The sequence below is a fragment of the Nitrospirota bacterium genome, assembly GCA_040755395.1.
Lineage (GTDB): Bacteria > Nitrospirota > Nitrospiria > Nitrospirales > Nitrospiraceae > DATLZU01.
On sequence record JBFMAX010000013.1, the window covers coordinates 64361 to 88631 of the forward strand.

The following is a 24271-nucleotide window of genomic DNA, read 5'->3' on the forward strand; positions in this document are numbered from 1 at the left end:
AGGGCGCGGCGTGTGCAACCGCGGGCTCCGACGGCGTGGGTGGCGGGAGTCGACGGATGTCGCGGCGGATGGGCGGTCGCGCTCGTGCCGGCAGAAACCGCGGTCGCGCGACGGCCGCTCATCAGATTGTGCGGAGACTTTCGGGAGGTGCTGTTGCTCCGGCCCAGCCCGGCCGTCATCGCGGTCGACATCCCGATCGGTCTGCTCGACGGACCGCGCGCCGGCGGCCGGCTGTGCGATCGACTGGCGCGCGCGATGCTCACCGGTCGGACGAGCAGCGTGTTCAGTCCGCCCTGCCGCCGTGTCCTGCGAGCCCGAAAATATGAAGACGCGCACGGTTTCGGATTGTCCCGTCAAGCGTTCGGCATTCTGCCGAAAATTCGTGAGGTCGATGACCTGATGACGTCGGCGCTCCAGCAACTCGTGCGCGAAGCCCATCCCGAACTGGCGTTCAGCGCCCTCGCCGGTCGACCGATGCGTTGGAACAAAAAGACGCCGGCCGGACGACAGGAACGGCTGCGTGCGCTCGAACGGGGCGGAGCGCTCTATCGGGAACTCGCCGGATGGCTGGCGGAGGCGCTGGACACTTTCCCTCGGCGCCATCTCTCGGCGGACGATCTGATGGATGCGCTCGCTCTCTCCTGGACCGCGCGGCGCATCGCCGCCGGGAAGGCGCGACGGATTCCCGACCGGCCGCCGCGTGATCGCAGGAGCCTGCGTATGGAGATCTGGTATTGACATGCGGGAACGGGGACGGATCGTGCTGCTGCTGCCGCTGGTCATGGCGAGCGGCAGCGGCTGCGTCGCCTTGGCGGTCGGAGCGGCCGGCGGCGCGGCGGGAACGGCCTACGTCATGGGAAAGGTGACCGAGGAACTCGACGTTCCGGTCCACCGAACGCATGAGGCGGTCGTCGCGGCCTTTCGCGACCTCGATCTGGCGATTCTGGAAAACAAAGCCGACAAGCTCACTGCCCATGTGGAGGGCGAGTTCACGGACGGCAAACAGGTGTGGGTGGACATCGAGGAACTCTCCGAAGAGAAATCCAAAGTCACGATCCGTGTGGGGCTCGTCGGCGACGAGAGTCGCGCGCGTCAGATTCTTGACGCGATGCGCCGTCACCTGCCTCCGCGCGCACAGCCGCAGGCGCGCGCCGGCGCTGGGAACCGATCCAGCCGCCGCCTCCGCTCTCCGGAGGGTCTTCGCCCCGGCCGCGGAACCGCGCTTTCGCTTGACAGAGCCCGGCCGATCATTTATCGGTGAAGGGCCTTACCTGTAACTCCCAAGCGTGACCTTGTCGGGCGATGATCTGCGACCGATGCGGAGAAATCGGCGAAACCTTCGCGACGGGAGAACACGGCCAGCTTTGCGAGGCCTGCCAGCGACAGGTGGAAGACGAACGGCAACGGGCTGCTCTCCCCCCGCGACGGCCGAGCGGCCGGGACGAATGACCGACGGGATCCCTGAGCCATGCCCCTGCCGCTAAGCTGTCCCCGATGTGGAAAGGACGGCGTGCTCCGGTCACGCTGTCGGTCGGCGCGGGAATACCTGGCCGGCCTGCTCTTCGTCTCCCCGTTCCGCTGCCAGTTCTGCAGTCATCGGTTTTTGGCGTTCCGCTTCAGGCGGCGGTACCCCAAGCAGCTGATCGACCGCCGGGAGCATTTGCGCATTCCGGTCCGCCTGTTCCTCTCGTTTTCGGGAGGTCGGGTGCGCGGCGAAGGCACCGTCATGGATATCTCCATGGGCGGCTGTATCATCAAGAGCGACACGCAAGTCCATGTGGACGATATTTTCTATCTGCAGGTCGCGATCGATGAGCAAGAACCGCCCCTCGAACTCGCCGCAATGGTCCGATCGGTCAGCCCGCGGGGGATCGCCTTCAAGTTTCTTCGCAAGGCCCAGGAAGACAGACGGCTGCAGGCCTTCGTCCAGGCGAGAAGCGCGGGGCCGGCCGCGCGGCCGTACGGGTGAAAAGGGAGAAGACGGCGCAGGGTCTCCCGCGCGGGACGATCGCACACGCGAGATCGTGACAGGGCCGGCCGTGGATCGATGAAGGGCTTGATCGACGGGCGATCGTGCCTATCTTGCGTGCGAATGCAGGGTAGGATTGAAAGGAGGCGTGGCTTATGACCGGGCGTCGTCGATGGACGCCGATGCTCTTGCTGGCGGGCGGCCTGCTGATCCTGCCGGGCTGCGGGTACAACGAGTTGCAGGGGCTCGATGAGGAGACCAACGCCGCCTGGAGCGAGGTGCTGAATCAATATCAACGCCGAGCCGACCTGATCCCGAACCTGGTCGAAACGGTGAAAGGCTACGCGGCCCATGAACGCGAGACCCTGGAGAGCGTCACGCGGGCGCGGGCGCAGGTCGCCGGCCTCAAGCTCACCCCGGAGGCGCTCAGGGACCCGGAGGCGTTCGAGAAATTCCAGACCGCGCAGCAGGAGCTCTCCTCCGCCCTGGCGCATCTGCTGGTCGTGGTGGAGAAGTATCCGGACCTGAAGGCCAACGAGACCTTTCGCGATCTCCAGAGCCAACTCGAGGGAACCGAGAACCGCATCGCCGTCGCGCGCAAGCGGTACATCGGCAAGGTGGCCGAGTACAACAAGGCGGTACGCTTTTTCCCGACCAATCTGACCGCCAAGTACCTCCTGCACCTCGACGTCAAGCTCAACTTCACCGTCGCGGACGAAAAGGCCGTCGCGAAGCCGCCCGAAGTCAAATTTTAGGTTCAGGTTGAGGCCGGGGGGCTGGCAGAGGACGGGCAAAAGAGGGATCCGCGGAACCTCCGCCTTTTGCTTGACCTTCGCCTTAACCTTCACTTGCCTCTTCGCCTCACCTTCCCTCGGCCTCGACGTCCCGCCGCACACCGGCCGCATCGTCGACCTGGCTCACCTCCTGCCGCCGGATGTAGCCGCCGCGCTATCGGCCGAATTGGAGGCCCATGAGGCCAAGGCCGGCAATCAGGTCGCGTTGCTCACGCTCCCGTCGCTCGAAGGCGAGCCGCTCGAAGACTTTTCCCACCGGGTGGCGACGACCTGGAAGCTCGGCCGCAAAGGAACGGACAACGGCGTGCTGCTGCTGGTGGTCACGCGCGAGCGCAAAGTCCGGATCGAAGTCGGCTATGGGTTGGAAGGCACGCTCACCGACGCACGGGCGTCGCGCATCATCCGGGGGGAAATCGTCCCGCGGTTCAGGGCCGGCGATTTTCCGGGCGGGATCGCGGCGGGGCTCCGGGCGATTGTGGGCACGATCGAGGGCGCGTACGCCGTCCCGGCTCACCCGCCTGCTCCGCAGGCCCCGGCCGGCTTCTCGGCGATCCTCACGCTGCTGCTCGCCGTGCTGGTGGGGACCGTCATCGGGCTGCTGCTCAGTGCCCGGCGTCACCGTGCGAGGGGACTGCTGGGGAGTGTGTTCTCGTTCTCCATCGCGCAGTCGGCGAGTCTCTGGCTCGGCGTGCTCGCCGCGCTGGCGACGTTTGCGTTGATACTCTGGCTCGTCACGCTTCCGCCCAGCCGGCGACGCCGGGCGCGCACCGGGTTCGACTTCGAGTGGGGCCCTCCGGTCGCCTTCGGCGGCGATGCGATCGGGCCCGCCGGCGAGATCGGTTTCAGCGGAGGAGGCGGCGATTTCGGCGGCGGGGGCGCGTCGGGAGACTGGTAAGATGGTTCGTTTCTCGGACGAAGACCTGGACAAGATTCGGAACGCCGTGCGGGCGGCGGAACGCAAGACGCGCGGCGAGATCGTGCCGATGATCGTGCCCGCCTCGGCGCGCTACCGCGACGTCGGCTATCGGGTCGGGTTGGCCGCCGGGTTGCTGGTCCTGACCGCGCTCATGACGATCGACAGCGAATGGGCGCCCTGGGGATGGCACGCGGCCAATGCCGGCTGGCTGTTGCTCGCGGTCGTGGGCGCGTACGCGCTGGGCCAATGGGCGGGGACCTTCCCCGTTGTCGTCCGGCTCTTCACGCCGGCCGAACGGATGGCGATAAAAGTCCGCCTCCGCGCCGAACAGGCTTTTTATCAGCACGGGCTCCACAAAGCCAGGGACCGCACCGGCATTCTGATTTTGGTGTCGTTGCTTGAACATCGCGTGCATGTGCTGGCGGACAAGGAGATCAACGAACGGGTGCCGCCCGGCACCTGGGACCGGATCGTGGCGGGCATCATCGACGGCATCCGCGCAGGCCGCCCGACGGACGCGCTCTGTGACGCGATCGCCCGCTGCGGAGACGTGCTGGCTCGGTTCTGTCCGGCCGGCCCCGGCGACAATCCCGACGAATTATCCAACGAGCTGATTCGAGAGTCCTGAGCAACGCGCGTTCGGAGAACCGCCTATGCCACACGAAGAACGACTGCGCGGCAGGTCCGTCATCGTCGCGGGAGCGGGGCTTGCGGGCCTGGCGGCCGCCGTCGCCTTGCGCCGCGATGGCGCGCGGGTCACGGTGCTGGAAGCGCGGGACCGCGTCGGCGGGCGCGTGTGGACGCTGCGCAACGGCTTTCTCGAAGGACAGCATGCCGAAGCTGGCGGAGATTTGATCGAAGCCGATCAGGAAGCCATCCGGGAACTCGCGGCGCAGACCGGGCTCTCGTTGACGCCGATCCTCCGGGGAGGGTTCGGCTTCGTTCGGGGAGGTCCCGGACGCCGTCGTCCGACAGTGGTCGCCTCTCTTCCTGATCTCTGGGCCAAAATCGCCGCGCCCTGCGCCCCGTTGGTCCGGGCCTATCGTCTGACCGAGCAACGGTGGGACGGTCCGATTGCGCGGATGCTGGCCCGCCTGTCCGTAGCGGACTGGCTCGATCGCATCCGGGCCGATCGGGAGACGCGCGCGCTCATCCGGGGCCTGCGGGGGCTCTTCCTCGCCGATCCGGAGGAACTCTCGTTGCTCGCGCTGGTGGATCAGCTCGCGTCCGACATGCCGGGCGGCGGGCGATTCTACCGGATCAAGGGCGGCAACGATCAACTGGCGACGCGCCTCGCGGCGCGGTTCGGCGAGCAGGTCTGCCTGCGGACGGCACTGCTGGCGGCCACGCAGACCAGCAATCGGGTGCGGGTCACCGCCCGCGCTGCCGACGGCGGGCAGATGCAGCTCACCGCCGACTATCTGATCCTGGCCCTGCCCGCCATGACGGTACGGCGCATCGCCTTCAGGCCGCCGCTGCCACCGCTTCAACGCAAGGCCTTCGCGGATCTGCCATACGGGCGGGCGACGAAAACGCTGCTCCAGTTCGAGCGCCCGTTTTGGCGCCGGCGCGGGCGGCTGCGGGCGTTTGGGACGGATCTGCCGATCGGCGCGGTCTGGGACGGCAACGAAGAGCAACGCGGCCGCGCAGGCATTCTGACGCTGCTGGCGGGCGGATCGGCCAGCCCAGAGACCCTCAAGCTCGTCGACGAGCAGGGGATCGAGGGTCTCGTGGAGGCCTTGGCCTGGCTCGGCGTGAACAAGACGGCGCTGCTGACATCCCGACTGGTCTGCTGGGAGGAAGATCCGTGGGCGCAGGGAGGGTATGCCTGCTTCGATCCCGGATACGACCCGGAATTACGGGCGTGGCTGGCGAAACCCCATGGCCGGATCGTGTTCGCCGGCGAGCACACCAGCCTGCGCTGGCAGGGCTACATGAACGGCGCCGTCGAAAGCGGCTGGCGGGCCGCCGAAGAAGTGCGGGCGCTGGCGCGGCCGTCCGGACGCAGCAGGAGATCGAGCGCATGAAAGGCAATTCATCAATCGGCGCATTCAACAGAACCCGCGCTAACCCCGCTTCAGTCCGGACAGATCGGCAGGGGCGCCGCGCTTTTATTGGTCTTCGCGCGCGCCGCAAGGAAGGTGTCCGCTTCGTCGGTGCGGTTGGTTTCGCGCAAGAGCGCGGCGTACTCATGGACGATCACGAGCGTATCGGGGTGGGTCGGTCCCAGCGCCTTGTCGTCGATGGCCAGCGCCCGCCGGTAAAACGATTCCGCTTCGCCGTACTCGCCGAGACGGTGATTCAGTTTCGCCAGCTTGTGCAGGACGACGGCCGCCTGCGGATGGCCCTCTCCCTGGGTCTGCTCGGTGACGGTCAGCACGCGTCGGAGGAGCGGCTCCACCTCGCTGTGTTTCCCCTGCGTGTCGTAGAGATCGATGAGATCGGTCAGGGTGGTCAGCAGTCGCGGGTCATCGGGCTTGAGCCGTTCGGCCGCCTTCAGCGCGGCCGCCAAACGGGATTCGGCCTCGGCATATCGGCCGGCCTGTCGAGCTTCAAGCCCTTTCGCATGGTCCCGTTCCCAGTCCGAAGCGGGATCGGAGGAACCCGTGCATCCGGCGACCAGCGGGGCACAGGCGACCACGCCGTACAGTGTGGATCGGAGCCAGGATCGTCGAATTGCTGACCTGAGCATTCCGCCGGCGCCTGCGTGAGGAGTGCGTGGAACGGAGATTCAACCTTTGTACATGTCGGGATACAACTCGTTCATGCAGGTCGTGCAGACTCCGTGGCTGAACTCGGCGCCCGAATGGTCGTGAATGTAATCCTCCAACCGTTGCCAGGCGCCCTGGTCGTTGCGAATGCGCTTGCACTTGACGCAGATGGGAATGAGTCCGTGGAGGATCTTCATCTGCCGCAGCGCTCGCTGCAGGTCTTCGTTGCTCCTGAGCAGTTCCCGCTCACGGGCCTTCCGACACTCCCGCTCTTCCTTCAGGGCCAAGGCCGACGACACGCGAGCCGCCAGTTCCACGGGGTTGACCGGCTTACGGATATAGTCCATCGCGCCGGCCTGGAAGGCGGCCATCAGGTCCGCCGGTTCGGTTTTGACGGTGATGACGATGATCGGGACGTCCCGCAAATGGTCGCGCTGCCTGATCCACCTGCAGGTTTCCAATCCGTCCACCTCCGGCATGACGAGGTCCATCAGCACGAGGTCGACGGGCGCCCTCTCGGGACTTCGCTCATCGGGCCCGAGCAGGCGAAAAGCCGCCGCCGCGGAGTCGGCGGCGAGGACGTCCCGGTAGCCCTCCTTCGCGAGAAGGGTGCGCAACAACTCCCGTTCGTCCAGCGAATCATCGACGATGAGAATGCTCATGAGGGAAGTTCCTCTCAGACGGCCGCATGGAGACCCGACGGTCACCCATTGTACCGTCTGCAGAGGCGCCGCCCAAGAAGAAGTTATTATCGCACCCGTGTCGCGCCGATTGCGGATCGTGAACCGCCGTGGACTGCCTGCGGAGGTTCCGCTACAATCCGCGTTGATGTCTGAACCCACCACGGTTGCCGCCGCCGCGGGCGTCCAGGACGAGAACCATTCGGTCATACGGGCCGCGGGGCTGATCGGCGCCGCGACGTTCTCCAGCCGCGTCCTGGGTTTCATCCGGGACATGGTGCTCGCGCGACTGTTCGGCGCCACGCCGGCCGCCGACGCGTTCTTCGTCGCCTACCGTATTCCCAACCTGCTCCGCGAGCTGTTCGCCGAAGGGTCGATGTCGTCGGCGTTCATTCCGGTCTTCACGGAATATCATACGCTGCGCGCCAAACAGGACGCCTGGGAGCTCGCCAGCGCCGTGTTCACCACCCTGCTGACGGTCATCACGCTGATCACGCTGCTCGGGATCGCCGCGGCGCCCGGGATCGTCTGGCTGATGGCCCCCGGGTTCCACGACGATCCGGCCAAGCTCTCGACGACCGCGTTGCTGACCCGCATTATGTTTCCGTACCTCTTGTTCATCAGCCTGGCGGCGTTGGCGATGGGCATTCTGAATTCTATGCGGGCCTTTGCCGCGCCGGCGCTCTCGCCGGTGTTCTTCAACCTGGTCATCATCGCGTGCGCGCTGTGGCTCTCGCCGATGCTGCCAGAGCCCATCATCGGCGTGGCGATCGGCGTCGTGGCGGGAGGGGCGGCGCAGTTCGCCATGCAACTGCCGGGGCTCAAGCGCCGCGGGATGTTGTTCGGCTTCCGCTTTCAGCCGGGTCATTCCGGTGTCCGGCGGATCGGCCGACTGATGGTGCCCTCGTTGCTCGGCCTCTCCGTCACGCAGGTCAACATCACCGTCAGCACGATCCTCGCATCGTTTTTCGAGGGCGGGCCGACCTACTTATTCTACGGCATGCGCTTGATCCAGTTTCCCCTCGGCATCTTCGGCGTCGCGCTCGCGACCGCCATTCTGCCGACGCTCTCGGCGCAGGCCGCGCGGGGAGCGCTGAATGAACTCAGAGCCACCTTGGGATTCGGCTTGCGGATGATCCTGTTCATTATCCTGCCGGCGATGCTGGGCTTGATCCTGCTGCGCGCACCGATCGTCCACCTCTTCTTCGAGCATGGGTCGTTCACCGCTGCCGACACGGCCGCCACGGCGACGGCGGTGCTCTGCTACGCGGTGGGGCTGTGGGCCTTCGCGGGCGTGCGCATCATCGTGTCGGCGTTCTACTCGCTCCAGGACACGAAGACGCCGGCGGTCACCGCGGCTGCGGCCGTGGTCGCCAATGTGGTCCTGTCTCTGGTATTCATGGGACCGTTGCGGCATGCCGGCCTCGCGCTGGCGACGGCCGTGGCTGCGATGCTGAACAGCGGCGTCCTGGTGGCGATCTTGAATCGGCGGCTCGGCGGCGTGGATTGGAGAGCCATCGGCAAGTCGTCGATACGCATGGCGGTCGCGGCCGTGCCGCTCGTCCTTGCCTGTGTCTGGGTCGCCGGGGCGCAGGTATGGGCCCGCGAGGGCGAATGGGTCGCCAAGACGGTGATGCTGACGGTCGGCATCGGCTTGAGCGTGACCGGCTATCTCGGGGCGCACGCGCTGATGCGCTCCGAGGAATTGGACGTGTTGTGGGGGATCGTCAAGCGAAAGCTAGGCAAGGGGCGAGGGGCTTCGAACACCGTGACAAGTGAAGGGTGACGGTGACACGTAGGACAACGAGATCAACTCCGGAAGGCGAGATACACTTCTCGGCTTCACGTTTTTTTGTCGCGTCACGCTCCACGCGTCACGCCTCACGCGTTTTTCGGACCCCCTGGGGCTGGGTCGGGCTTTCCGCGTCGGCGCGAGGAGTGCGGACTATCATCTTGCCGAGGGCCTCGCGCCGCGAGGTCGAGCGGGCGCTCAGAGAAGAGGCACTGTCCTCTAACGGACCCCCCTCACCTCTTGCCCCTTGCCCCTCGCCCGAAACCGAACCTGTCTTACGCGCCGCGCGGGCGCAGATCACGGCCTATTTGGCCGGGCAACGCCGCGATATCGATGTTCCGGTCGACCTCTCCGGCGGGTCCGCTTTTCAACGGCGGGTCTGGCGGGCCATCCGGCGAATCCCATACGGGCGCGTACGGTCGTACAAGTGGGTCGCCTCGCGGGTCGGCGGCGCGCGATACGCGCGAGCTGTCGGCCTGGCGCTCGGCGCCAACCCCGTCCCGCTCGTCATCCCCTGTCATCGGGTCGTGACCTCCGGCGGATCGCTCGGCGGCTTCACCGGGGGACAGCATCTGAAACGGCGGCTGCTGGCTTTGGAAGGGTCATTGGCACAACTGAGATGAAAAGTCATTCGTCAACCGTCATTGGTCAATCGGGAGGAAAAACGTCATCGGTCACTGGTGAAGAGAGAGGCGAAGATCGTCTTGGTGAATGACGTTGATGCGTGACGATTGACGGTTCTGTTGAACGAATGACCAATGACGATTGACTATTGACGCCTTTACTATGCGTGCGGTCCTTCAACGCGTCACGCGAGCCTCCGTCGAAGTGGACGGCACGATCGTCGGCAAGATCGGGCTGGGTCTGCTGGTGCTGCTCGGCGTCGCGCGTGAGGACGGCGAGTCGGACGCGCGCTATATCGCGGACAAGATCCTGGGTCTGCGGATCTTCTCCGATGACGAGGGCAAGATGAACCGGTCGTTGGCGGACTGCGGCGGATCGGTGCTGCTGGTATCCCAGTTTACATTATTGGGAGACACGGCGAAGGGCCGACGGCCGGGGTTCGACCGGGCGGCTCCTCCCGAGCTGGCTCGGGCGCTCTATGAAAAGGTCGCCGACGACCTCCGCGCGCAAGGCGCGCCGGTGGAGACCGGCCTGTTCGGCGCGCACATGGCGGTCGAACTGGTCAACGACGGGCCCGTGACGTTTATCCTCGACAGCCGGAGGGACGGGTGACTCGGGCGCCGATACGGACCGGAGGAGGAGGCGAGCCGTCTTGTCAGACAGCCCTCTGATATACTACAAATAAATAGGCAATCAGGCTTCTGCACAGGAGGTGGAGATGGGGAGTCCGGTCCCTCATAATCACCCACTGCGTCGACTCTTCGGGGCCCTGACCGAGAAAAGTTTTGCCGAGAAATTGGGTTGGCCCGACCTCAACGTGACCGAGTACGTCTCTAACCTGCTCGTCGACTTCACGCATACCGACCAACTCTACAAAGTACGCAATCAGCACGGCAAGCCGATCGATACCGTGGTCCAGTTGCTGTTCGAGTCCGAAGTGCTGCTCGATGCCCGATCGCTCGACCGCGAGCGGGAAGTTCATCGCCACATCGGCGATTTCACGCTGTTCATGGCCGGTCTGTTCCCGGAATACCTCCGGCGGCTCAAGTCGGCCGGCATGATCTATCATCCCGACTTCCTGGTCGACTACGTCAAGACCGGCAAACGATCCTACGGGATCGTCGCGCAGTTCGGCGACGTCGAGTCGGAGACTGATCCGCCGCTGTTCCGTAAGCTTTCCGACAACTTCGAACTCTGCGTAACCGGCCTCGGCTTCGTCCGTTCCGATCTGGACCGCATGCAAGATCCGACCTTCCGCCGGGCCAAAGACCTCTTACTGAATTGACTCGTTCCCGCCCGATCATCCTCGTCCATGGCGGGGCCGGCCTCCGAGGGATGAACGAGGACCAGGCCTCATGCCTCGCTGAGACCCTCCGTGCCGGCTACGCGTTGTTGGACGCCGGGGCGCCTGCTTTCAACGCGGTCGAAGCGGCGATCCGCGTGTTGGAAGCGTCCGGTCTGTTCAACGCAGGAGTCGGCTCGCGGGTTCAACTCGACGGGGTCAAGCGGATGGATGCCTCGATCATGGAGGGCCGAACCCTGCGCGCCGGCGCGGTGGGATCCATCGAACGGATCGTCCACCCCATTACAGCCGCTCGGCTGGTGATGGACGAAACCTCCCATGTGCTGCTCGTCGGCCGACCGGCGACGCGTTTCGCGCAGTATTTCAAGTTGGAGCGGCAGTCGGCGGCCAGGCCTGCAGCGCGCCGGGCGAAGCGGCGCGGCTTGGCCGCGGCCTTCGCCGCCAAGACGCTTCGCCTGTACCGGGCGATGGCGAACGCCGGAGCGACGCGCGAGCGACTCGGACGGGAAACCGTCGGGGCCGTCGCCCTGGATCGAGCGGGGACGGTCGCGGCCGGCGCCTCCACCGGGGGCATCGATTGCATGTTGCCGGGCCGTGTCGGCGACACCCCGTTGATCGGCTGCGGCATCTACGCGGATGACCGGGCCGGCGCCGTGTCGATGACGGGCCTGGGCGAGAGCATCATCCGGATCGCCGTGGCCAAGGAGATCACGGATCAGTTGGCGGATGGGCTGGGCCCGGCGGCGGCGGCGCGGATCGTGCTCAAGAAGCTCGTAAAGCGGATTCGCGGCGCAGCCGGGGCGCTGGTCCTGTCCCCGGACGGCCGGTTCGCGATCAAGCACACCACCCCGCGCATGGCCGCCGGATACTGGGATGGAACCGGCAAGCCGGTGGTGAGGGATCGATTCGCGTAAGAATTTCACGCTTTGTCGATCTGATGATTTGATGATTGACACAAGACGAGTGTAAGCTTGAAAAGGAGCGATGAAATCTCAGTCTTGTGATCAGTAAATCAACAGATCGTCAGATCGACAAATGTCCAAAACTCTCTTCCATCTTGCCTTTCCAGTCACCGATCTTGAGGCCACGAAGAAGTTCTACGTGGACGGGCTTGGTTGCGAGCTGGGGCGAGAGTCCGAGTCTGCGGTGACGCTGGGCTTGGCCGGCCACCAGCTAGTGGCCCATCTGGTCAAAGAGTCGGAGGACAGCCAAAAGGGAATTTATCCCCGACACTTCGGGCTGGTGTTTACCGATGAGAAGGACTGGCAGGCGCTGGCGGATCGAGCCAAGGCCAAGGGGTTGAAGTTCTACCAGCACCCGCGCGTGCGCTACCCCGGCACCAGGATCGAGCACCGGACGTTCTTTCTGGAAGACCCTTCCGGCAATCTCCTCGAGTTCAAACACTACACCCACGAATCGGCCATCTTCGGGGAGCGGGAGCATCGAGAGGTCGGAGACCGCTCATCTCCCAAAGACCCGTAAACCTGCCGTGGATCGGGAGCGCCGGCCGGCGCGAGCAGGAAATCGAAGTCGGCTTTGGTGAGCAGCGCGCCGCCGCCTCCACGGACCGTCGCACCGACGACGGCTTGATAGAGATCCAGCTTCCGTCGTTTCAGCGCCATCATCTTTTCTTCCACCGTCTGGCGCATGAGGAGTCGCATGATCGTGACGGCCCGCTTCTGGCCGATACGGTGCGCGCGATCCGAGGCCTGTTGCTCCACGGCGGGGTTCCACCACGGATCGAGATGAAACACATACGTCGCTTTCGTCAAATTCAGGCCTTGCCCTCCTGCTTTCAGACTCAACAGAAACGCACCCGGTTCCTTGCGCGCCTGAAACGCCGTCACCAAGGCCTTGCGCTTGCCGGGCGCCGTTGACCCGTCGAGTCGGCTGTAGGGAATGCCCTCTTGCTCGAAGGCTTCTTCGACCAGATCCAGAAAACCGGTGAACTGGGAGAACACCAGCGCGCAGTGCCCTTCCTCCAGCAGCACCTTGAGCCGGTCCAGCAGGAGCTCGAGTTTGGGCGCAGGCTCGTCCGGCCGGCCGGTGAGCAACCGGGGCGAGAGACAAACCTGGCGGAGCTTCAGAATCGCCGTGAGCGCAATGAGTTGAGCCTGGGCCGGCGTCTTGCTGCGATAGGCGTCGTCGATCGTCGTGCGGACCTGCGCCACGGTCTGCTGATAGAGCGCCTTCTGTCGATCGGTCAGGTCGAGGAACAAGTCGGTCTCGATCTTGTCGGGCAGGTCGGGCAGAGTCTGCTCCTTGGTTCTCCGGAGGACAAAGGGGCGGGTCCGCCGGAGGAGGCGTTCGAGCCCGTTCGACACGGGGCCTTTCACCGCGGCCTTGAACCGCTCGTAGTCGCCCAGCAACCCGGGCAGACTCAGATCGATGATCGAGAAATATTCGCCGAGATGATTTTCCAGGGGCGTCCCGGTCATCGCCAGCTTGAACGAGCCGGTGAGCCGGCGGGCGGCTGCGGTCGTGTCGGCGTGGAGATTCTTCACCGCCTGCGCTTCGTCGAAGATGATGACGTGGAATGCCGTTCGCGCCAGCGTCTCGATATCCCGCCGCAGCAGCCCGTAGGTCGTGAGCACCACCGCATCGTCTTTGGCATCGAGCACCCGCTCGGTGCCGGTGTAAGTCCGGACCGTCAGGTCAGGGTAGAAACGCGCCAGCTCCTGTTCCCAGTTGAAGAGCAAGCTGGTCGGGACGACGATCAGGTGGGGGCCTCGGGCTGCCGCCGGCGGCTGGACGATTCCTTCTTTGATCGCGCCCAGCAAGCAGATCGCCTGGAGCGTTTTCCCCAGCCCCATGTCGTCGGCCAGGCAGCCGCCGAACCGATGCTGGTAGAGAAAAGCCAGCCACCCGTAGCCGTCACGCTGATAGGACCGGAGGGTCGCCTGCAACCCGGCCGGGAGCGGCGGAGGCTCGATCCGCTCGAAGCGCAACAGCCGAGCGAGCACGGCTTCATCCTCGGCCGGGAGCGAAACCCGCACGCCCTGCTCCCGCAGCGCCAGCCACTCGAAGAGGGCGAGCCGCGGCACCGTCACCAGGCGCGTGGCGCTTCGAGCGGGCTTTGCGTGGTCGGCGAGTGACGCAAGCGCGCGCAGACGCTCCAGGGTCGAGGCGTCCAACACCAGGAGCTTGCCCCCGGTCTCGATCAGCCCGCCGCGCCGCACTGCCTCGCGCCACAGTTTTTCCTCCAGCACCGCCCCATCGCAGCGGATCTCGGGCCGGATCTCGAACCAGTCGATTCCGGTCCCCTCGCGATTCCATCGTTCGACCCGGACCGAGCAGTCCCACTGCCCGGCGCGAACCGGCTTCTTGTCATAGAGCACGGGAATGCCCGCTGCAGCCGACCGTTCGACCAAATCCGCCAACCGCTGGAACAGGAGCGGGGCCGGGACCGCCATCTCGTCGCCGCGTCGCATCCCGCGAAAGATCTCCGGGCCGAACACCTCACAGGGGATCCGGTACAGCGCCGCTTCCTTGACCTTGTCGATCGATCGCAACACCCAATGCCCGTCGTGAAACTCCAACCGCAGGTCGCTGCGCCGAGCGGAGGCCAGTCCGGGTTGGAGCGCCCATTGCGCCTCGCGCCGGACTTCGCGGGAATGAAACACCGGGTGGCCGAGCTGCCGGCGAAGGCGGCGTTCTTGTTCCTTGGCGTCGGTGACGGCGACGAGATCGAGATACGCCGTCATCATGACCGTCTTGCGTTTCCAGGCCCGCAAGGGGGCCGGATGCCGGCCCTGTTCTAAAAGCGGGAAGAAGCCGAACACCGAAGCACTGGGCGCGACGTACCGATCCTGCCACAGAGATTCCGCCCGCAGACGGTAGCGGGCGGAAAGCTCGTGTTGATCAGCCGGCGGCAACAGCAGCAGGCGGCCGATCGGCTGGTCCGTCGTGTCGGGCTTAGGGAATGCCGGGGGCGGTTGTTCCTTCCCGTCGATCTTGAGGATGAGAGAGCCGAACACCCGCTCGGCCTGTTTCTTGAGCACGTCAAGCTGCACCGACCGGAACTCTTGTAACGGCATGGTCACGGTCATCTGCCGGCTTCGGCTTTGCCACACGCGGAGGCCGGACTGGTCCGGCCAAGTTACCGCGCGGGGCACTCCTCCGAGGATGCCGGCGGCGCTCACGTAAGGCTCGGCGAATCCGGTGCCGTGCTGGAACGCCAGGAACGGCGCCCACCCTTGCTCATCAGTTAAGTGCAGAAGCCGGCCGCCATTTACATCCACCACGAAGGTGCGGAAGCGCAGAAACTCGGCCAGTTCCACGTCATCGACGACACAGGCTGCGCGCACGTGCACTTGGTCGCCCGCGACATCCAGGACTGTCTTGCTCAGGCCCTTCACCGAAGGCTGCCAGCGGAGCGGGATGGTCTTCGTGCGGGTCTCCAGCAGCAGCGGATAGGTGTCCGCGTGCCGTTTGAGATAGAGCAGGAACGGGTCCTCGCCCCAGCCCGCTTGGTAGCCGTAATAAGGGGTCAACAAGGGGGTCACTTCTCGGGGGAGGCCGGTCCGTGGAAGCCACCCGGACGAGGCGGTCACCTTATACCCATCGAGGCGGATCACGAGCGCCGGCGGGTCACTGGTCGCGTCGATGACAAGTTCCACTCGGGCCGCCGGTGCGATGGCCCTCGTCTTCGACCGCTCCTCGCTTCGGCGCTCGCCGAGCAGCGCGACTCGAAGAGTGTCGTGGTGCAGGGGCTCGATCCGATGGAGTCGGAACGTCTCGGGCGAAAGCAGGTTCTTCGTCGTAAAGCAGACGCAGAGCACATGTTTACAGGGCCATTCGGGACTCCACGCCGGGCAGTCGCATTCCCCGAAGAGCGCGTCGTCCTGCACGAAGAACGTCACCGTGTACAGCCTGGTGCCCTGCACGAAGGCCGTAAGCCTCGACCGGTCGGGACTCCACGCGTACCCTTGGAGCCGGTGCCGCTGATAATAGTCGAACCCGCGGGTCACCGACTCCTTGGGAGCCATCAGGTAGATATCGTTGGGGCGCAGCGCATCGAAGGCGCGCAGCACGGCGGGCGGTTGGGCCGAGACTGGCTCCGCCGGGCGGGCGGCCACATCTGCGTGGTGGGCAGGCGGGTCGGAACGGGTCGCGGTCTTGCGGCGCACAGGCTTTGTTGTCGGCACGAGGTCAGACCGTCTGCGTCACCAGGACTTCTTCGCCCAGCATGTCAATGATCTTCGCAGCCACGGTGGTCGTGCCGTTCGGCGTCGGGAATTCATACCGCCCCGCCACGAAATCAGTCTTCTTTTCCGGCGCATCCGAGAGTATGACGTTGAACACCTGGCCGTTGCAGGCCGGGTCGATCATCGCGCAATCCACCATCGCCCGCAATAGGCAGGCACCTTCAACCAGATCTATACGTCGATAAGTATCACCTTGACCGGCACAGCGGGGAAATGCCTTTTCAGCCGTTCTATATCGTAGACAAGCTGTTCACCATACGAAACCCCAGTAGACATCTGGGAATGCATGGCATGACAAGGAACGATCTCAACGCCCACATCAGCTTTATTTTCATTGAAGAAATATTGAAACTTGGCCATGTCGTAAAACATAAATGCGTACTTTCCGAACTGCACTTCGACGAGAACTTTGTCTTTTACGAAGTCGATTTGCTTGAAAGCACCTTTGATCGAGGTCTGACTGTTCGGAATAGTGATAGTGTAGGTATCACGAAGCTCAAGGTATCCCATTTTCCTGAACGAGTCCTTGAACCTCCTATTCAACTCCCTCGGGTCATACAGCAAAGTTCCCTTCATGGTTTTTTCTTTGCTCACTTTAGACTTATCAAGACCAGAGATGCGTGCGATCACCTCGTCAATCTCTTTCTCAATCTTGGGATACCGAACCCTAAGTATCTCGGAGCCGCCAAGATGCGAGTATTCATAAACTTTTCTCATAAAGTCGCCTGATCGGTCTTACTGTACACAGCCAATGCCTCGTGCATTTCAAAGAGAGTCTGTTGGTTCGGCATCATGCCGATCTGAACCTTCAGCGGGGGGCGTGCCGGCGTCGGCCTTGTCGGATCGAAAACTGGCCTATCCATGGGGCGGATTCTCAGGCGACCATCAGCTGCACGCTCAAGCCTTTCCCTTGCGATCTTGATGTAATCCGCAACGATCTCCGCCCCCAAAACGCGCCGGTTGTGAAGGAGTGCGGCGACAGCTGTCGTTCCTACTCCAAGAAATGGATCAAGAACCCAATCAGCTTCGTTCGTCAACGCCAGAACGAGCCGTTCGATCAATTCGACAGGGAACTGACAGGGATGGACGGTCTTTTCGACGTGATTGTGCTTCACGTTTGGAATGATCCATACGTCTCCTGGATTTTTCCCCAGCGGGTTACAAGATAACTGCCCCGCTTTGGGGCCTTTGAAATGTTTCTTGTTGGGATATTTCTGAGGGACGCGAACTTTATCGAGATTGAACGTGTACTGATCGCCTTTTGTGTACCAGACAATGGTTTCGTAACGACCGGAAAATCTCTTGCTGCAATGAAGGCCATGCTCGAAATGCCAAATAATCCGGTTCCGGAGTATGAGACCAAAGGAAGAAAAAATGGGATGGAGAGCCATGTCAAGAGGGATAATTGAGTTCTTAAGGACGAAATTGCCGACCTGCCAGCAGATACTCCCCTGAGGGTGAAGTAACTCGACGCAACGATGAATCACTTTACTTTGTTGATCGAGATATTCATCCAACGCCCTCCGCTTTTCGTAAGATTTCCCAATGTTGTAAGGCGGTGATGTGACAACGAGCTTAATGGTTTCGCGCGGAATCTGTCGAAGGAGATCCATGCAATCTCCTTTATGCAAAACACAGGTTGCACTCGGCTCATACTGTGAAGCTATGCGTAATATGGAAGCCACAGCCTTCTATGGACGGGTAACTAAAAGGAAAGATGTAGCGCAACAATATGGTCTCTTCATCCATAAGTCAATCTGCTGCGAACGAAGACAGTACTCTCGGGAGATACGAACATCTAGGGAGCAACGGGTCCTTGTGGCAGCACGAACGTACAAGCCGAGAAAAAGAGGATCGAGCACCGGACGTTCTTTCTGGAAGACCCTTCCGGCAATCTCCTCGAGTTCAAACACTACACCCACGAATCGGCCATCTTCGGGGAGAAAGAATTCACCAAGATCGGCGATACGGAGTAGAGGTGCGAAACGAGCAGGATGACGCGACCGGCCAGATCGACTTTGGCACCAGTCTCGCTTTTCTCGCATCTCACGCTGGTCTCGCGCACTTAATACTCCATCCTCAATCCCCCCATCACCAGCAGCGGCGCCCCGAGGGTTTTGATCGGACCGGTCTGCGTGGCGATGTATTGCCGGTTCGTCAGGTTCTCGCCGTTCAGGAAGAGCGTCATGCCCGTCGTGATCCGTTTCTGGAGCGAGGCGTCCAGGACGACGAAGTCGGCGATCGGCTGGGTGTTGAGGTCGTCCGCGAACTGTCGGGAAAGATACCGGCCCAGCAGCGTCGCCTGGATGCGATCGGGGTGCCCCACCGTGAAACCCATCGCGACCTGATGCCGCGACACGTTCGGCACCCGCTTGCCTACGCGCGAGGGATTGCCGGGAGAATCCTTGATCGCGGAGTCGGCGTAGGCATAGCCGAGGTTGAGGCTGATCCCGTCCGAGGGCCGGAAGACCACAGCGAGCTCGCCGCCGTAAGTTCTCGTCCGTCCCACGTTCTGTCGTTGCGCGGCCAACGGGCTCTGCGTGACGAAGATGATCTGGTCCTTCACCTCGTCGTAGTGGCCTGAAATCCGCCAGGACAGCCTGCGATCGGACAGGAGATCGCCTTCCAGTTTGGCTTCCCCGCCGGTCAGCCGTTCCGGCGTCAAATTTTCATTGGGCAGGAAATTGAACCCGCCGAAGCCGAAGCCGCGGTAGAGTTCGTTCAACGTCGGCGCCCGAAAAGCCTGATAGACCGCCGCGCCGGCGCGCAGGTGGTCTGTCAGTCGGTAGTGAACCGCCAGCTTGGGGTTGATGACGTGCTCCACGTTGTCGCGCGGAATCGTCGCGGCGCCCTGGGCCGATTCGATCCGCGCGTCGAAGTTCTTCCACCAATCGGACCGGAAGCTGGGAACCACGGTCAGCCGATCGGTGAAATCGGCGATCCATTCGCCGAACACGCCCCAGCCCGCCTGCCGGCCTTTGGCCAGGGTCCGACCCGCGGGCCCGGCGGCGGTGAACACCTGATCCTCCGACTGTGCGATGATCGTGCGCGCGTCGGCGCCGAGCACGAGCCGGTGCCGCGGCGCGACCGGCATCATCCATTGCGCCGATCCGCCGAAATCGTTGCTGGGGATCGCTTGGATGCGTTCCCGCACTTCGCCCAGTCTTATCGTCGGCGCCGGCGTGATCTGGGACGTCAGATTGCGGAACGTCTGCCACTGGGCAAAGAGCTTCGTTTCCCATCGGTCGCCGCGCCGCGTATCCCCTTCGAGCCCGACCGCGGCGCTGCCGATTGTCCGCGAGGCCAGGCTCAGCGGGGTGCCGAATGAGCGGTCCTCGCGGAACAGCGATCCGGTGAGGGTCAGCGTCGTCCGGGAGGTGAGAGCGGTCGAGACCGATCCGGTGAAGTGCTCATGCCGAGAGTCGTTCGACTGATCGATCGGACCTCGTTGATAGGCCGGCGTCGGGATGAAGCCGTTCGTGTGAAACCATCGGTAGTGCAACGAGAGCGCGGAGCGGGTCGTCCCGTACCGGGCCCCGATCGCTTGTTGATACGAGCTTAAATTGCCGGCCTGGCTTTCCGCCTGAAGACCGGGCCCCAGAGTCGGCGGTTGGGTGATCAGATGAACGACGCCTCCCATCGCCCAGGTGCCGTAAAGATTCGACCCGCCGCCCGGCACGACTTCGATCCGATCCAGGTTGTTCGGGACGAGCCCCCAATTGATCCACCCGCCGAATCCGTCGTTGAGCGGCACCCCGTCCAGCAGCACGAGCGCGCGCCGGCTTCCCAACCCGCGCAACGTGATTGCCTGGGCGGTCGGATGATTGTAGCGGCTGCTCAGATTGCTGGGTTGGACGCCCGGCACGTATCGGAGGAGGTCGTCGGCTTGATGGCCGTCGGGGAAAGGCGAACGATCGAGCTGTTCGCGGCTGATGATCGATGCGGCGGCCGGAATCCGGCCCGCAGGTTCCGGAGTGCGGGTTGCGGAGACGATGACCTCCTCGGTGATGACTGCAGCGGCTGTGCGACCGTCCGCGTCCGGCTCATCCGCCTGCGCGATCGGTTCTCCCGCCGGCGGACCCAAAGAAAGCCAGACCGCTATGAGCAGGCCGACCTGCCTCACGATTCGCGCGTGACCACGAAGTGGGGCGTCGTCATTGCGTCGATAGTTTCAGGCCGACGATGCCGGCCACGATCGCGCCGATGCAAGCGATCCTCGCCGGATCGCGGGATTCGCCGAGCAGGACCATGCCCAGCGCGGCCGTCCCGGCGGCGCCGATGCCGGTCCAGACCGCGTAGCCGGTGCCGACCGGGATGGTCTTGAGGGCCTCGGACAGGAAGACCAAGCTCGCGATCATGGCGCTGACGGTCCCGACGCTCGGCCACGGACGGGTGAAGCCCTCGGTGTACTTCAATCCGATCGCCCAGACGATTTCGAACGCGCCCGCGATGAACAGATAGGTCCACGACATGGATGAGACCCCCTTCTTCTCACACCTATGACACGCGACGGGTCAGCCGGCCGCCGGCGCATCGGCCCCGCCGTTGATCTTCTGTATCCACCGAAGGATCCGTTGCTGGCGTCTGGCGACCTGGGCGGTGACTTTGAGCGGATCGTACCGGCGCGGCGACGGGAGGATCGCCGCCAGCAACGCCGCTTCTTCCGCGGTCAGGTCCCTGGCGGATTTGCCGAAGTGATGGCGGGCCGCCGCTTCGGCGCCGTACACGCCGCGGCCCCATTCCGCCACATTGAGATACAACTCCAAGATGCGTGGCTTGGACAGATGGTGTTCCAGGGATCGCGCGATGAGCGCCTCCCGCGCCTTGCGCAGCAGCGAACGCTCCGGCGAAAGATAGAGATTCTTGGCGAGTTGTTGGGTGATCGTGCTGCCGCCGCGCCGCATTTCGCCCGCTTCCAGGTTATGAAGCGCCGCGTCCTTAATGCCCTCCCAGTCGAAGCCCTCGTGCGAAAAGAACGCGGCGTCTTCGGCCGCGATCACCGCCCGCTGCAGATGGGACGAGATGCGGGAGAGCGGGACCCAGATCCACTGGGTCTTGAACGGGCGTCCCCGCTCGCGGGCCTGGACGAGCCGCGCCTCCATGAGAGCCGTCGAGGTCGGGTTCGTCTTTTCGAGCGCCGCGACATCGGGCAGCGTCACCAGCCACACGAAGGCGAGCACACCAAGCGGCAGGCCGATCACCAGCACGAGGCTGATCATGATCCGGGCCAGTCTACGCCGTCGAGTTGACTTGGGCATGCGCGCTGCGTATGACAAGGTGCGAGGCGAGAGGCACGAGGCAAGGGTGAAGAATTGACTCTCTAGCCCCTAGCCACGCGCCTCTTGCCAGGCGAAGCCGATGAACATCCTGTCCGCCCAGTTTATCAAAAGTTGCGACCGACCCGAACAGTTTCCGCAGGAACGCCTGCCGGAGATTGCGTTCGTGGGACGATCCAACGTCGGCAAGTCGTCGCTGATCAATTCGCTGCTGCACCGCCGCGGGCTCGCCAAGGTCAGCCGGACACCGGGCAAAACGCGGCTGGTGAATTTCTTTCTGGTGACGACGGACGATCCGTCGTTGAAACGGCTCTACGTCGTCGATCTGCCGGGTTACGGCTACGCCAAGGTGGCCAAGTCGGTGCGGGCGCAATGGGGGCCGATGATCGAGCGGTACCTCACGGGGCGCGACGAGCTGCGAGGGGTGGTGCTCCTGGTCGAGGCGCGCCGGGTGGCGGAGCACGATCAGGTGACGATGCGATGGCTGCGCGCGATCGGTCGGCCGGCGATCGTCGTTGCGACCAAGGTCGACAAACTGAACCGCGGCGAGCGGCGGGGAAGCCGGGACCTGCTTCGTGACGCGTTGGACCTGTGCGGGGACGCCGAGCCGATTCCGTATTCCGCCGTGACCCACGAAGGACGGGAGGCTTTGTGGAAGGCGATCAGGGCGATGCTGCTCGCCCCGGGCCCGGGGCGAGCGCCGAATTATGAATTTTGAATTGTGAATTATGAATTTCCCGAAGGGAGGCTGCGCGATTCTTTATTCGTTTTGCCTGCCGCCCATCGCCTCTAGCCCCTAGCCTATCGCCTAGAATTTCACTTCGATATACGCCTTGTTCTTCAGCTCCGCGATCCACACCTGATAGACATCTTCGCTTTTCTGCTGGAACACGAGGCTCTGGATTTCCGCCCTGACTTCCTCGAACGGCCGGAACTGGCGGGGCTTCTTCTCGTCCACCCGGATGATATGGAAGCCCTCGGCGGTCTCGATGGCGTCCGTGATCTCGCCGACCCGCGCCGACGACAGCGCCCGCTCGATGGGCGGGAGGAGTTCCCCTTGGCGGACGAGCCCCAAACGCCCGCCGCGGGCGGCGTTGACGCCGTCGCTGTAGCGCAGCGCCAGATCCTCGAACTTCTCGCCGGCCTTGAGCGCCTCCAGGACCTGTTTCGCCTTGGCCCGGGCGTCGTCGACGTCGTCGGGCCCGCGTGAACGAATCAGGATTTGGCTGAGGGTGTATTCTTCCGGCAGCGCGAAACGGTCCTTGTGTTCCTGGTAGTAGCGCCGCATCTCCGATTCCGCGACCATGATCCCGCTTCGGACTTCGCGATCCACGACCTTGAGGAGCGTCAGTTGCTCCCGGACGTTTTTGACGCTCTCGGGGTTCGCCGCGTCGATCTGTTCGCCCTGCCGTTTCATCTCCTCGATCGCCTGGCGCACCTCCTGGTCGGAGACCGCCACGCCTTTGCTTCTGGCCGCCTGGAGTTGCAACTTGCGTTCGATCATTCTGGTCAACGCGGTGTATTCGGCCAACTTCAACCGGCGCTCAAGTTCTTCGCCCTTGTACCGTTTCTGAATCCGTTCCTCCTCCGGTTCGATCTCCTTCTTCATTTCGGAGAGCATGATCAGTTCGTTGTTGACGACCGCCACAATGCGGTCTTCGAGATGCGCGGCGAGGGCCTGCCACGGCCATCCCCCCGAGAGAAGCCCGGTCATAAGCAGAAGGGCCCGCCCAAGCGCGTGCCCGGCCGAGATGCCGACATGCCGGTGTATCGTCATCGAACGAGCCAACATGGCCTTTCGGGCCATCCTGCGGGATGAAGATCGTGGATGGCGAGAGGCGAGGGGTTCAACTCCCCGCTCCTAACCCTCTGGCCTCTATTCCCTCGCCTCAAGTCTCTAGCCTCGCGCCTCTTTTCAAAGGTGTCCGCGCCGCCGGCCGTCGCCGGCGACCGGCCAGGATTCTACACGAATGATGCCCGCGATGGAGAGCGCGCACGGCCGGGGGAAAGGTGGGCGGAACGATCGGCGGCGACGAACGGTCAGGGGACCGCGACGCTGCGGGGACGGCCGGTGTCGTCGGCCACGCGACCGGCCGCGTCGGCCATGCGGATCGAGGCGCGGGCGCGCAGCTCGGAGACGATTTCCTCCAGGCGCCGGCGGCGCTTCTCCGCAATGAGTTCCTGCCGGAGCCGCTCGCGGGTCGCCTGGTCGGCTTGGAGCGTCTCTCGATCGAGGGGGCTGACCCTCACGATGTAGTAACCCTGGTCGGTTTTGATGGGGTCGCTGACCATGCCGGGCCGGAGCGTCGGAATGACCGCGTCCACTTCCGGCGCCAACACGCCCTTGCGATAAGGCCCGACCTCTCCGCCCTTCGCTTTGGTCTTTTCATCGATGGAGTAGCGCTGGGCGAACTTGCCGAAATCGCCGCCCGACTCGACCTGCTTCTTCAGGTCCTTGGCCGCATAAATGTTCGGGAGCAGCATCTGAGAGACCTGCACCTTATTGGAGCCGAGCAATTCGTGGGCGTGCTGCGCGAAGTAGGCCTCCAGTTCCTCCTTCGACACCTCCACTTTCGTCTTGATTTTGTCCTTGAGCAGTTCGTCGAGGATCAGTTGTTCCTTGAACCGTTGGGTGCGCTCGCGGATGCCCTGGCTTTGGTCCAGCCCCTGTTTGCGCGCCTCCTGCATCAGCAGTTCGCGCGTGATCAGGTCGTCCAGAAACTTCCGCTTGCCGCCTTCTTTCTCATACCGCGCGCGGGTGGCCTCGGACAGTTCCGACCAGCGAAACTCGAACTCGCTCAGCGTGATGGGCCGGCCGTTGACGATCACGACCACCGCTTCGTCCTGCCGCGGCGCGCAGCCGGACAGGCCGCCGACCCACAACCCGGCCGCCGCGCCCAGCGCCAGCAGGACGCATCGCAAGGGAGTCGGAGCTGGATGAAGGACGAGGCCGGAGGCGAGGATGAGCCGTCGAATCATAGCGGGGCGTTCAAAAGCCG

25 protein-coding genes and 1 pseudogene are annotated in these 24271 nt (G+C 63.9%); 15 read left to right on the plus strand and 11 right to left on the minus strand.

The genetic code is table 11. From position 1 onward, the window contains the following. Window positions 1-12 precede the first annotated feature (12 nt). The 7 genes from AB1555_16400 to AB1555_16430 all read left to right on the plus strand — a co-directional run bounded on the left by AB1555_16400 (window position 13) and on the right by AB1555_16430 (window position 5706). On the plus strand, window positions 13-738 hold the full coding sequence (locus AB1555_16400) for a DUF429 domain-containing protein (GenBank protein ID MEW6248272.1): 726 nt from the start codon (window positions 13-15) through the stop codon (window positions 736-738). A gap of 1 nt (window position 739) precedes the next feature. Beyond that, the gene (locus AB1555_16405) at window positions 740-1261 is read left to right on the plus strand and encodes a DUF3568 family protein (GenBank protein ID MEW6248273.1); all 522 of its coding nucleotides are present in this window, start codon (window positions 740-742) and stop codon (window positions 1259-1261) included. 249 nt (window positions 1262-1510) lie between these two features. Then, on the plus strand, window positions 1511-1969 hold the full coding sequence (locus tag AB1555_16410; GenBank protein ID MEW6248274.1) for a PilZ domain-containing protein: 459 nt from the start codon (window positions 1511-1513) through the stop codon (window positions 1967-1969). A 182-nt stretch (window positions 1970-2151) separates the two neighbouring features. Then, window positions 2152-2724: a LemA family protein gene (locus AB1555_16415; GenBank protein ID MEW6248275.1), complete on the plus strand. Its 573-nt coding sequence runs from the start codon at window positions 2152-2154 to the stop codon at window positions 2722-2724. 70 nt (window positions 2725-2794) lie between these two features. Next, on the plus strand, window positions 2795-3658 hold the full coding sequence (locus AB1555_16420) for a TPM domain-containing protein (GenBank protein MEW6248276.1): 864 nt from the start codon (window positions 2795-2797) through the stop codon (window positions 3656-3658). Between the two features lies 1 nt (window position 3659). Next, a complete protein-coding gene (locus AB1555_16425; GenBank protein ID MEW6248277.1) occupies window positions 3660-4307 on the plus strand; it encodes a TPM domain-containing protein in 648 nt (215 codons plus the stop codon). 25 nt (window positions 4308-4332) lie between these two features. After that, window positions 4333-5706, plus strand: coding sequence for an NAD(P)/FAD-dependent oxidoreductase (locus tag AB1555_16430; protein MEW6248278.1), 1374 nt, complete (start codon window positions 4333-4335; stop codon window positions 5704-5706). Between the two features lie 50 nt (window positions 5707-5756). On the opposite strand, the gene AB1555_16435 is transcribed toward AB1555_16430, so the two are convergent. Next, the gene (locus tag AB1555_16435; GenBank protein ID MEW6248279.1) at window positions 5757-6371 is read right to left on the minus strand and encodes a tetratricopeptide repeat protein; all 615 of its coding nucleotides are present in this window, start codon (window positions 6369-6371) and stop codon (window positions 5757-5759) included. A gap of 39 nt (window positions 6372-6410) precedes the next feature. Continuing rightward, entirely contained in the window at window positions 6411-7052 is a 642-nt protein-coding gene (locus tag AB1555_16440) for a response regulator (GenBank protein ID MEW6248280.1), read from the minus strand. A 166-nt stretch (window positions 7053-7218) separates the two neighbouring features. Between AB1555_16440 and murJ the strand changes: the two genes are divergently transcribed. From murJ to AB1555_16470, 6 genes are all read left to right on the plus strand, one after another. Further along, a complete protein-coding gene (murJ, locus tag AB1555_16445; GenBank protein MEW6248281.1) occupies window positions 7219-8856 on the plus strand; it encodes a murein biosynthesis integral membrane protein MurJ in 1638 nt (545 codons plus the stop codon). 152 nt (window positions 8857-9008) lie between these two features. Continuing rightward, window positions 9009-9485 (plus strand): methylated-DNA--[protein]-cysteine S-methyltransferase, encoded by a 477-nt coding sequence (locus AB1555_16450; protein MEW6248282.1) that lies wholly within the window; start codon window positions 9009-9011, stop codon window positions 9483-9485. A gap of 163 nt (window positions 9486-9648) precedes the next feature. Further along, a complete protein-coding gene (gene dtd, locus AB1555_16455) occupies window positions 9649-10098 on the plus strand; it encodes a D-aminoacyl-tRNA deacylase (protein ID MEW6248283.1) in 450 nt (149 codons plus the stop codon). 106 nt (window positions 10099-10204) lie between these two features. After that, window positions 10205-10771: a hypothetical protein gene (locus AB1555_16460; GenBank protein ID MEW6248284.1), complete on the plus strand. Its 567-nt coding sequence runs from the start codon at window positions 10205-10207 to the stop codon at window positions 10769-10771. After that, window positions 10768-11703: an isoaspartyl peptidase/L-asparaginase family protein gene (locus AB1555_16465; GenBank protein MEW6248285.1), complete on the plus strand. Its 936-nt coding sequence runs from the start codon at window positions 10768-10770 to the stop codon at window positions 11701-11703. Before AB1555_16460 ends, AB1555_16465 begins: the two co-directional genes overlap by 4 nt. A gap of 121 nt (window positions 11704-11824) precedes the next feature. Next, window positions 11825-12271 (plus strand): VOC family protein, encoded by a 447-nt coding sequence (locus AB1555_16470; GenBank protein ID MEW6248286.1) that lies wholly within the window; start codon window positions 11825-11827, stop codon window positions 12269-12271. On the opposite strand, the gene AB1555_16475 is transcribed toward AB1555_16470, so the two are convergent. The 4 genes from AB1555_16475 to AB1555_16490 are packed head-to-tail and all read right to left on the minus strand — an operon-like array spanning window position 12193 to window position 17609. Then, window positions 12193-15936, minus strand: a complete 3744-nt coding sequence (locus AB1555_16475; protein ID MEW6248287.1) for a DEAD/DEAH box helicase — start codon at window positions 15934-15936, stop codon at window positions 12193-12195. The two genes, AB1555_16470 and AB1555_16475, sit on opposite strands and share 79 nt — an antisense overlap. Before the next feature lie 4 nt (window positions 15937-15940). Continuing rightward, a complete protein-coding gene (locus tag AB1555_16480; GenBank protein MEW6248288.1) occupies window positions 15941-16120 on the minus strand; it encodes a hypothetical protein in 180 nt (59 codons plus the stop codon). A gap of 47 nt (window positions 16121-16167) precedes the next feature. Further along, on the minus strand, window positions 16168-16713 hold the full coding sequence (locus AB1555_16485; GenBank protein ID MEW6248289.1) for a BglII/BstYI family type II restriction endonuclease: 546 nt from the start codon (window positions 16711-16713) through the stop codon (window positions 16168-16170). After that, window positions 16710-17609, minus strand: coding sequence for a site-specific DNA-methyltransferase (locus AB1555_16490; GenBank protein ID MEW6248290.1), 900 nt, complete (start codon window positions 17607-17609; stop codon window positions 16710-16712). Before AB1555_16490 ends, AB1555_16485 begins: the two co-directional genes overlap by 4 nt. A 240-nt stretch (window positions 17610-17849) precedes the next feature. Between AB1555_16490 and AB1555_16495 the strand changes: the two are divergent. Then, a pseudogene (locus AB1555_16495) lies at window positions 17850-17972 on the plus strand (glyoxalase). A gap of 89 nt (window positions 17973-18061) precedes the next feature. Here the strand turns inward: AB1555_16495 and AB1555_16500 are convergent. Genes AB1555_16500 through mtgA form a run of 3 tightly spaced genes read right to left on the minus strand, consistent with a single transcriptional unit; the run spans window position 18062 to window position 21254 of the window. Further along, window positions 18062-20119 (minus strand): TonB-dependent receptor, encoded by a 2058-nt coding sequence (locus AB1555_16500; GenBank protein ID MEW6248291.1) that lies wholly within the window; start codon window positions 20117-20119, stop codon window positions 18062-18064. Between the two features lie 31 nt (window positions 20120-20150). Further along, entirely contained in the window at window positions 20151-20468 is a 318-nt protein-coding gene (gene sugE, locus AB1555_16505; GenBank protein MEW6248292.1) for a quaternary ammonium compound efflux SMR transporter SugE, read from the minus strand. Between the two features lie 42 nt (window positions 20469-20510). Further along, complete coding sequence (gene mtgA, locus AB1555_16510; GenBank protein ID MEW6248293.1) at window positions 20511-21254, minus strand: monofunctional biosynthetic peptidoglycan transglycosylase; 744 nt, start codon at window positions 21252-21254, stop codon at window positions 20511-20513. Window positions 21255-21354: 100 nt separating this feature from the next. On the opposite strand from mtgA, the gene yihA reads away from it, so the two are divergent. After that, window positions 21355-21990 carry a ribosome biogenesis GTP-binding protein YihA/YsxC gene (yihA, locus tag AB1555_16515; protein ID MEW6248294.1) on the plus strand — a complete coding sequence of 212 codons (636 nt, stop codon included), beginning with the start codon at window positions 21355-21357 and terminating at the stop codon, window positions 21988-21990. Between the two features lie 90 nt (window positions 21991-22080). Here yihA and AB1555_16520 read toward each other — a convergent pair whose 3' ends face one another. Both AB1555_16520 and AB1555_16525 read right to left on the minus strand, forming a co-directional pair. Next, complete coding sequence (locus AB1555_16520; protein MEW6248295.1) at window positions 22081-23049, minus strand: peptidyl-prolyl cis-trans isomerase; 969 nt, start codon at window positions 23047-23049, stop codon at window positions 22081-22083. Window positions 23050-23312: 263 nt separating this feature from the next. After that, window positions 23313-24251 carry a peptidylprolyl isomerase gene (locus AB1555_16525; GenBank protein ID MEW6248296.1) on the minus strand — a complete coding sequence of 313 codons (939 nt, stop codon included), beginning with the start codon at window positions 24249-24251 and terminating at the stop codon, window positions 23313-23315. Window positions 24252-24271 lie beyond the last annotated feature (20 nt).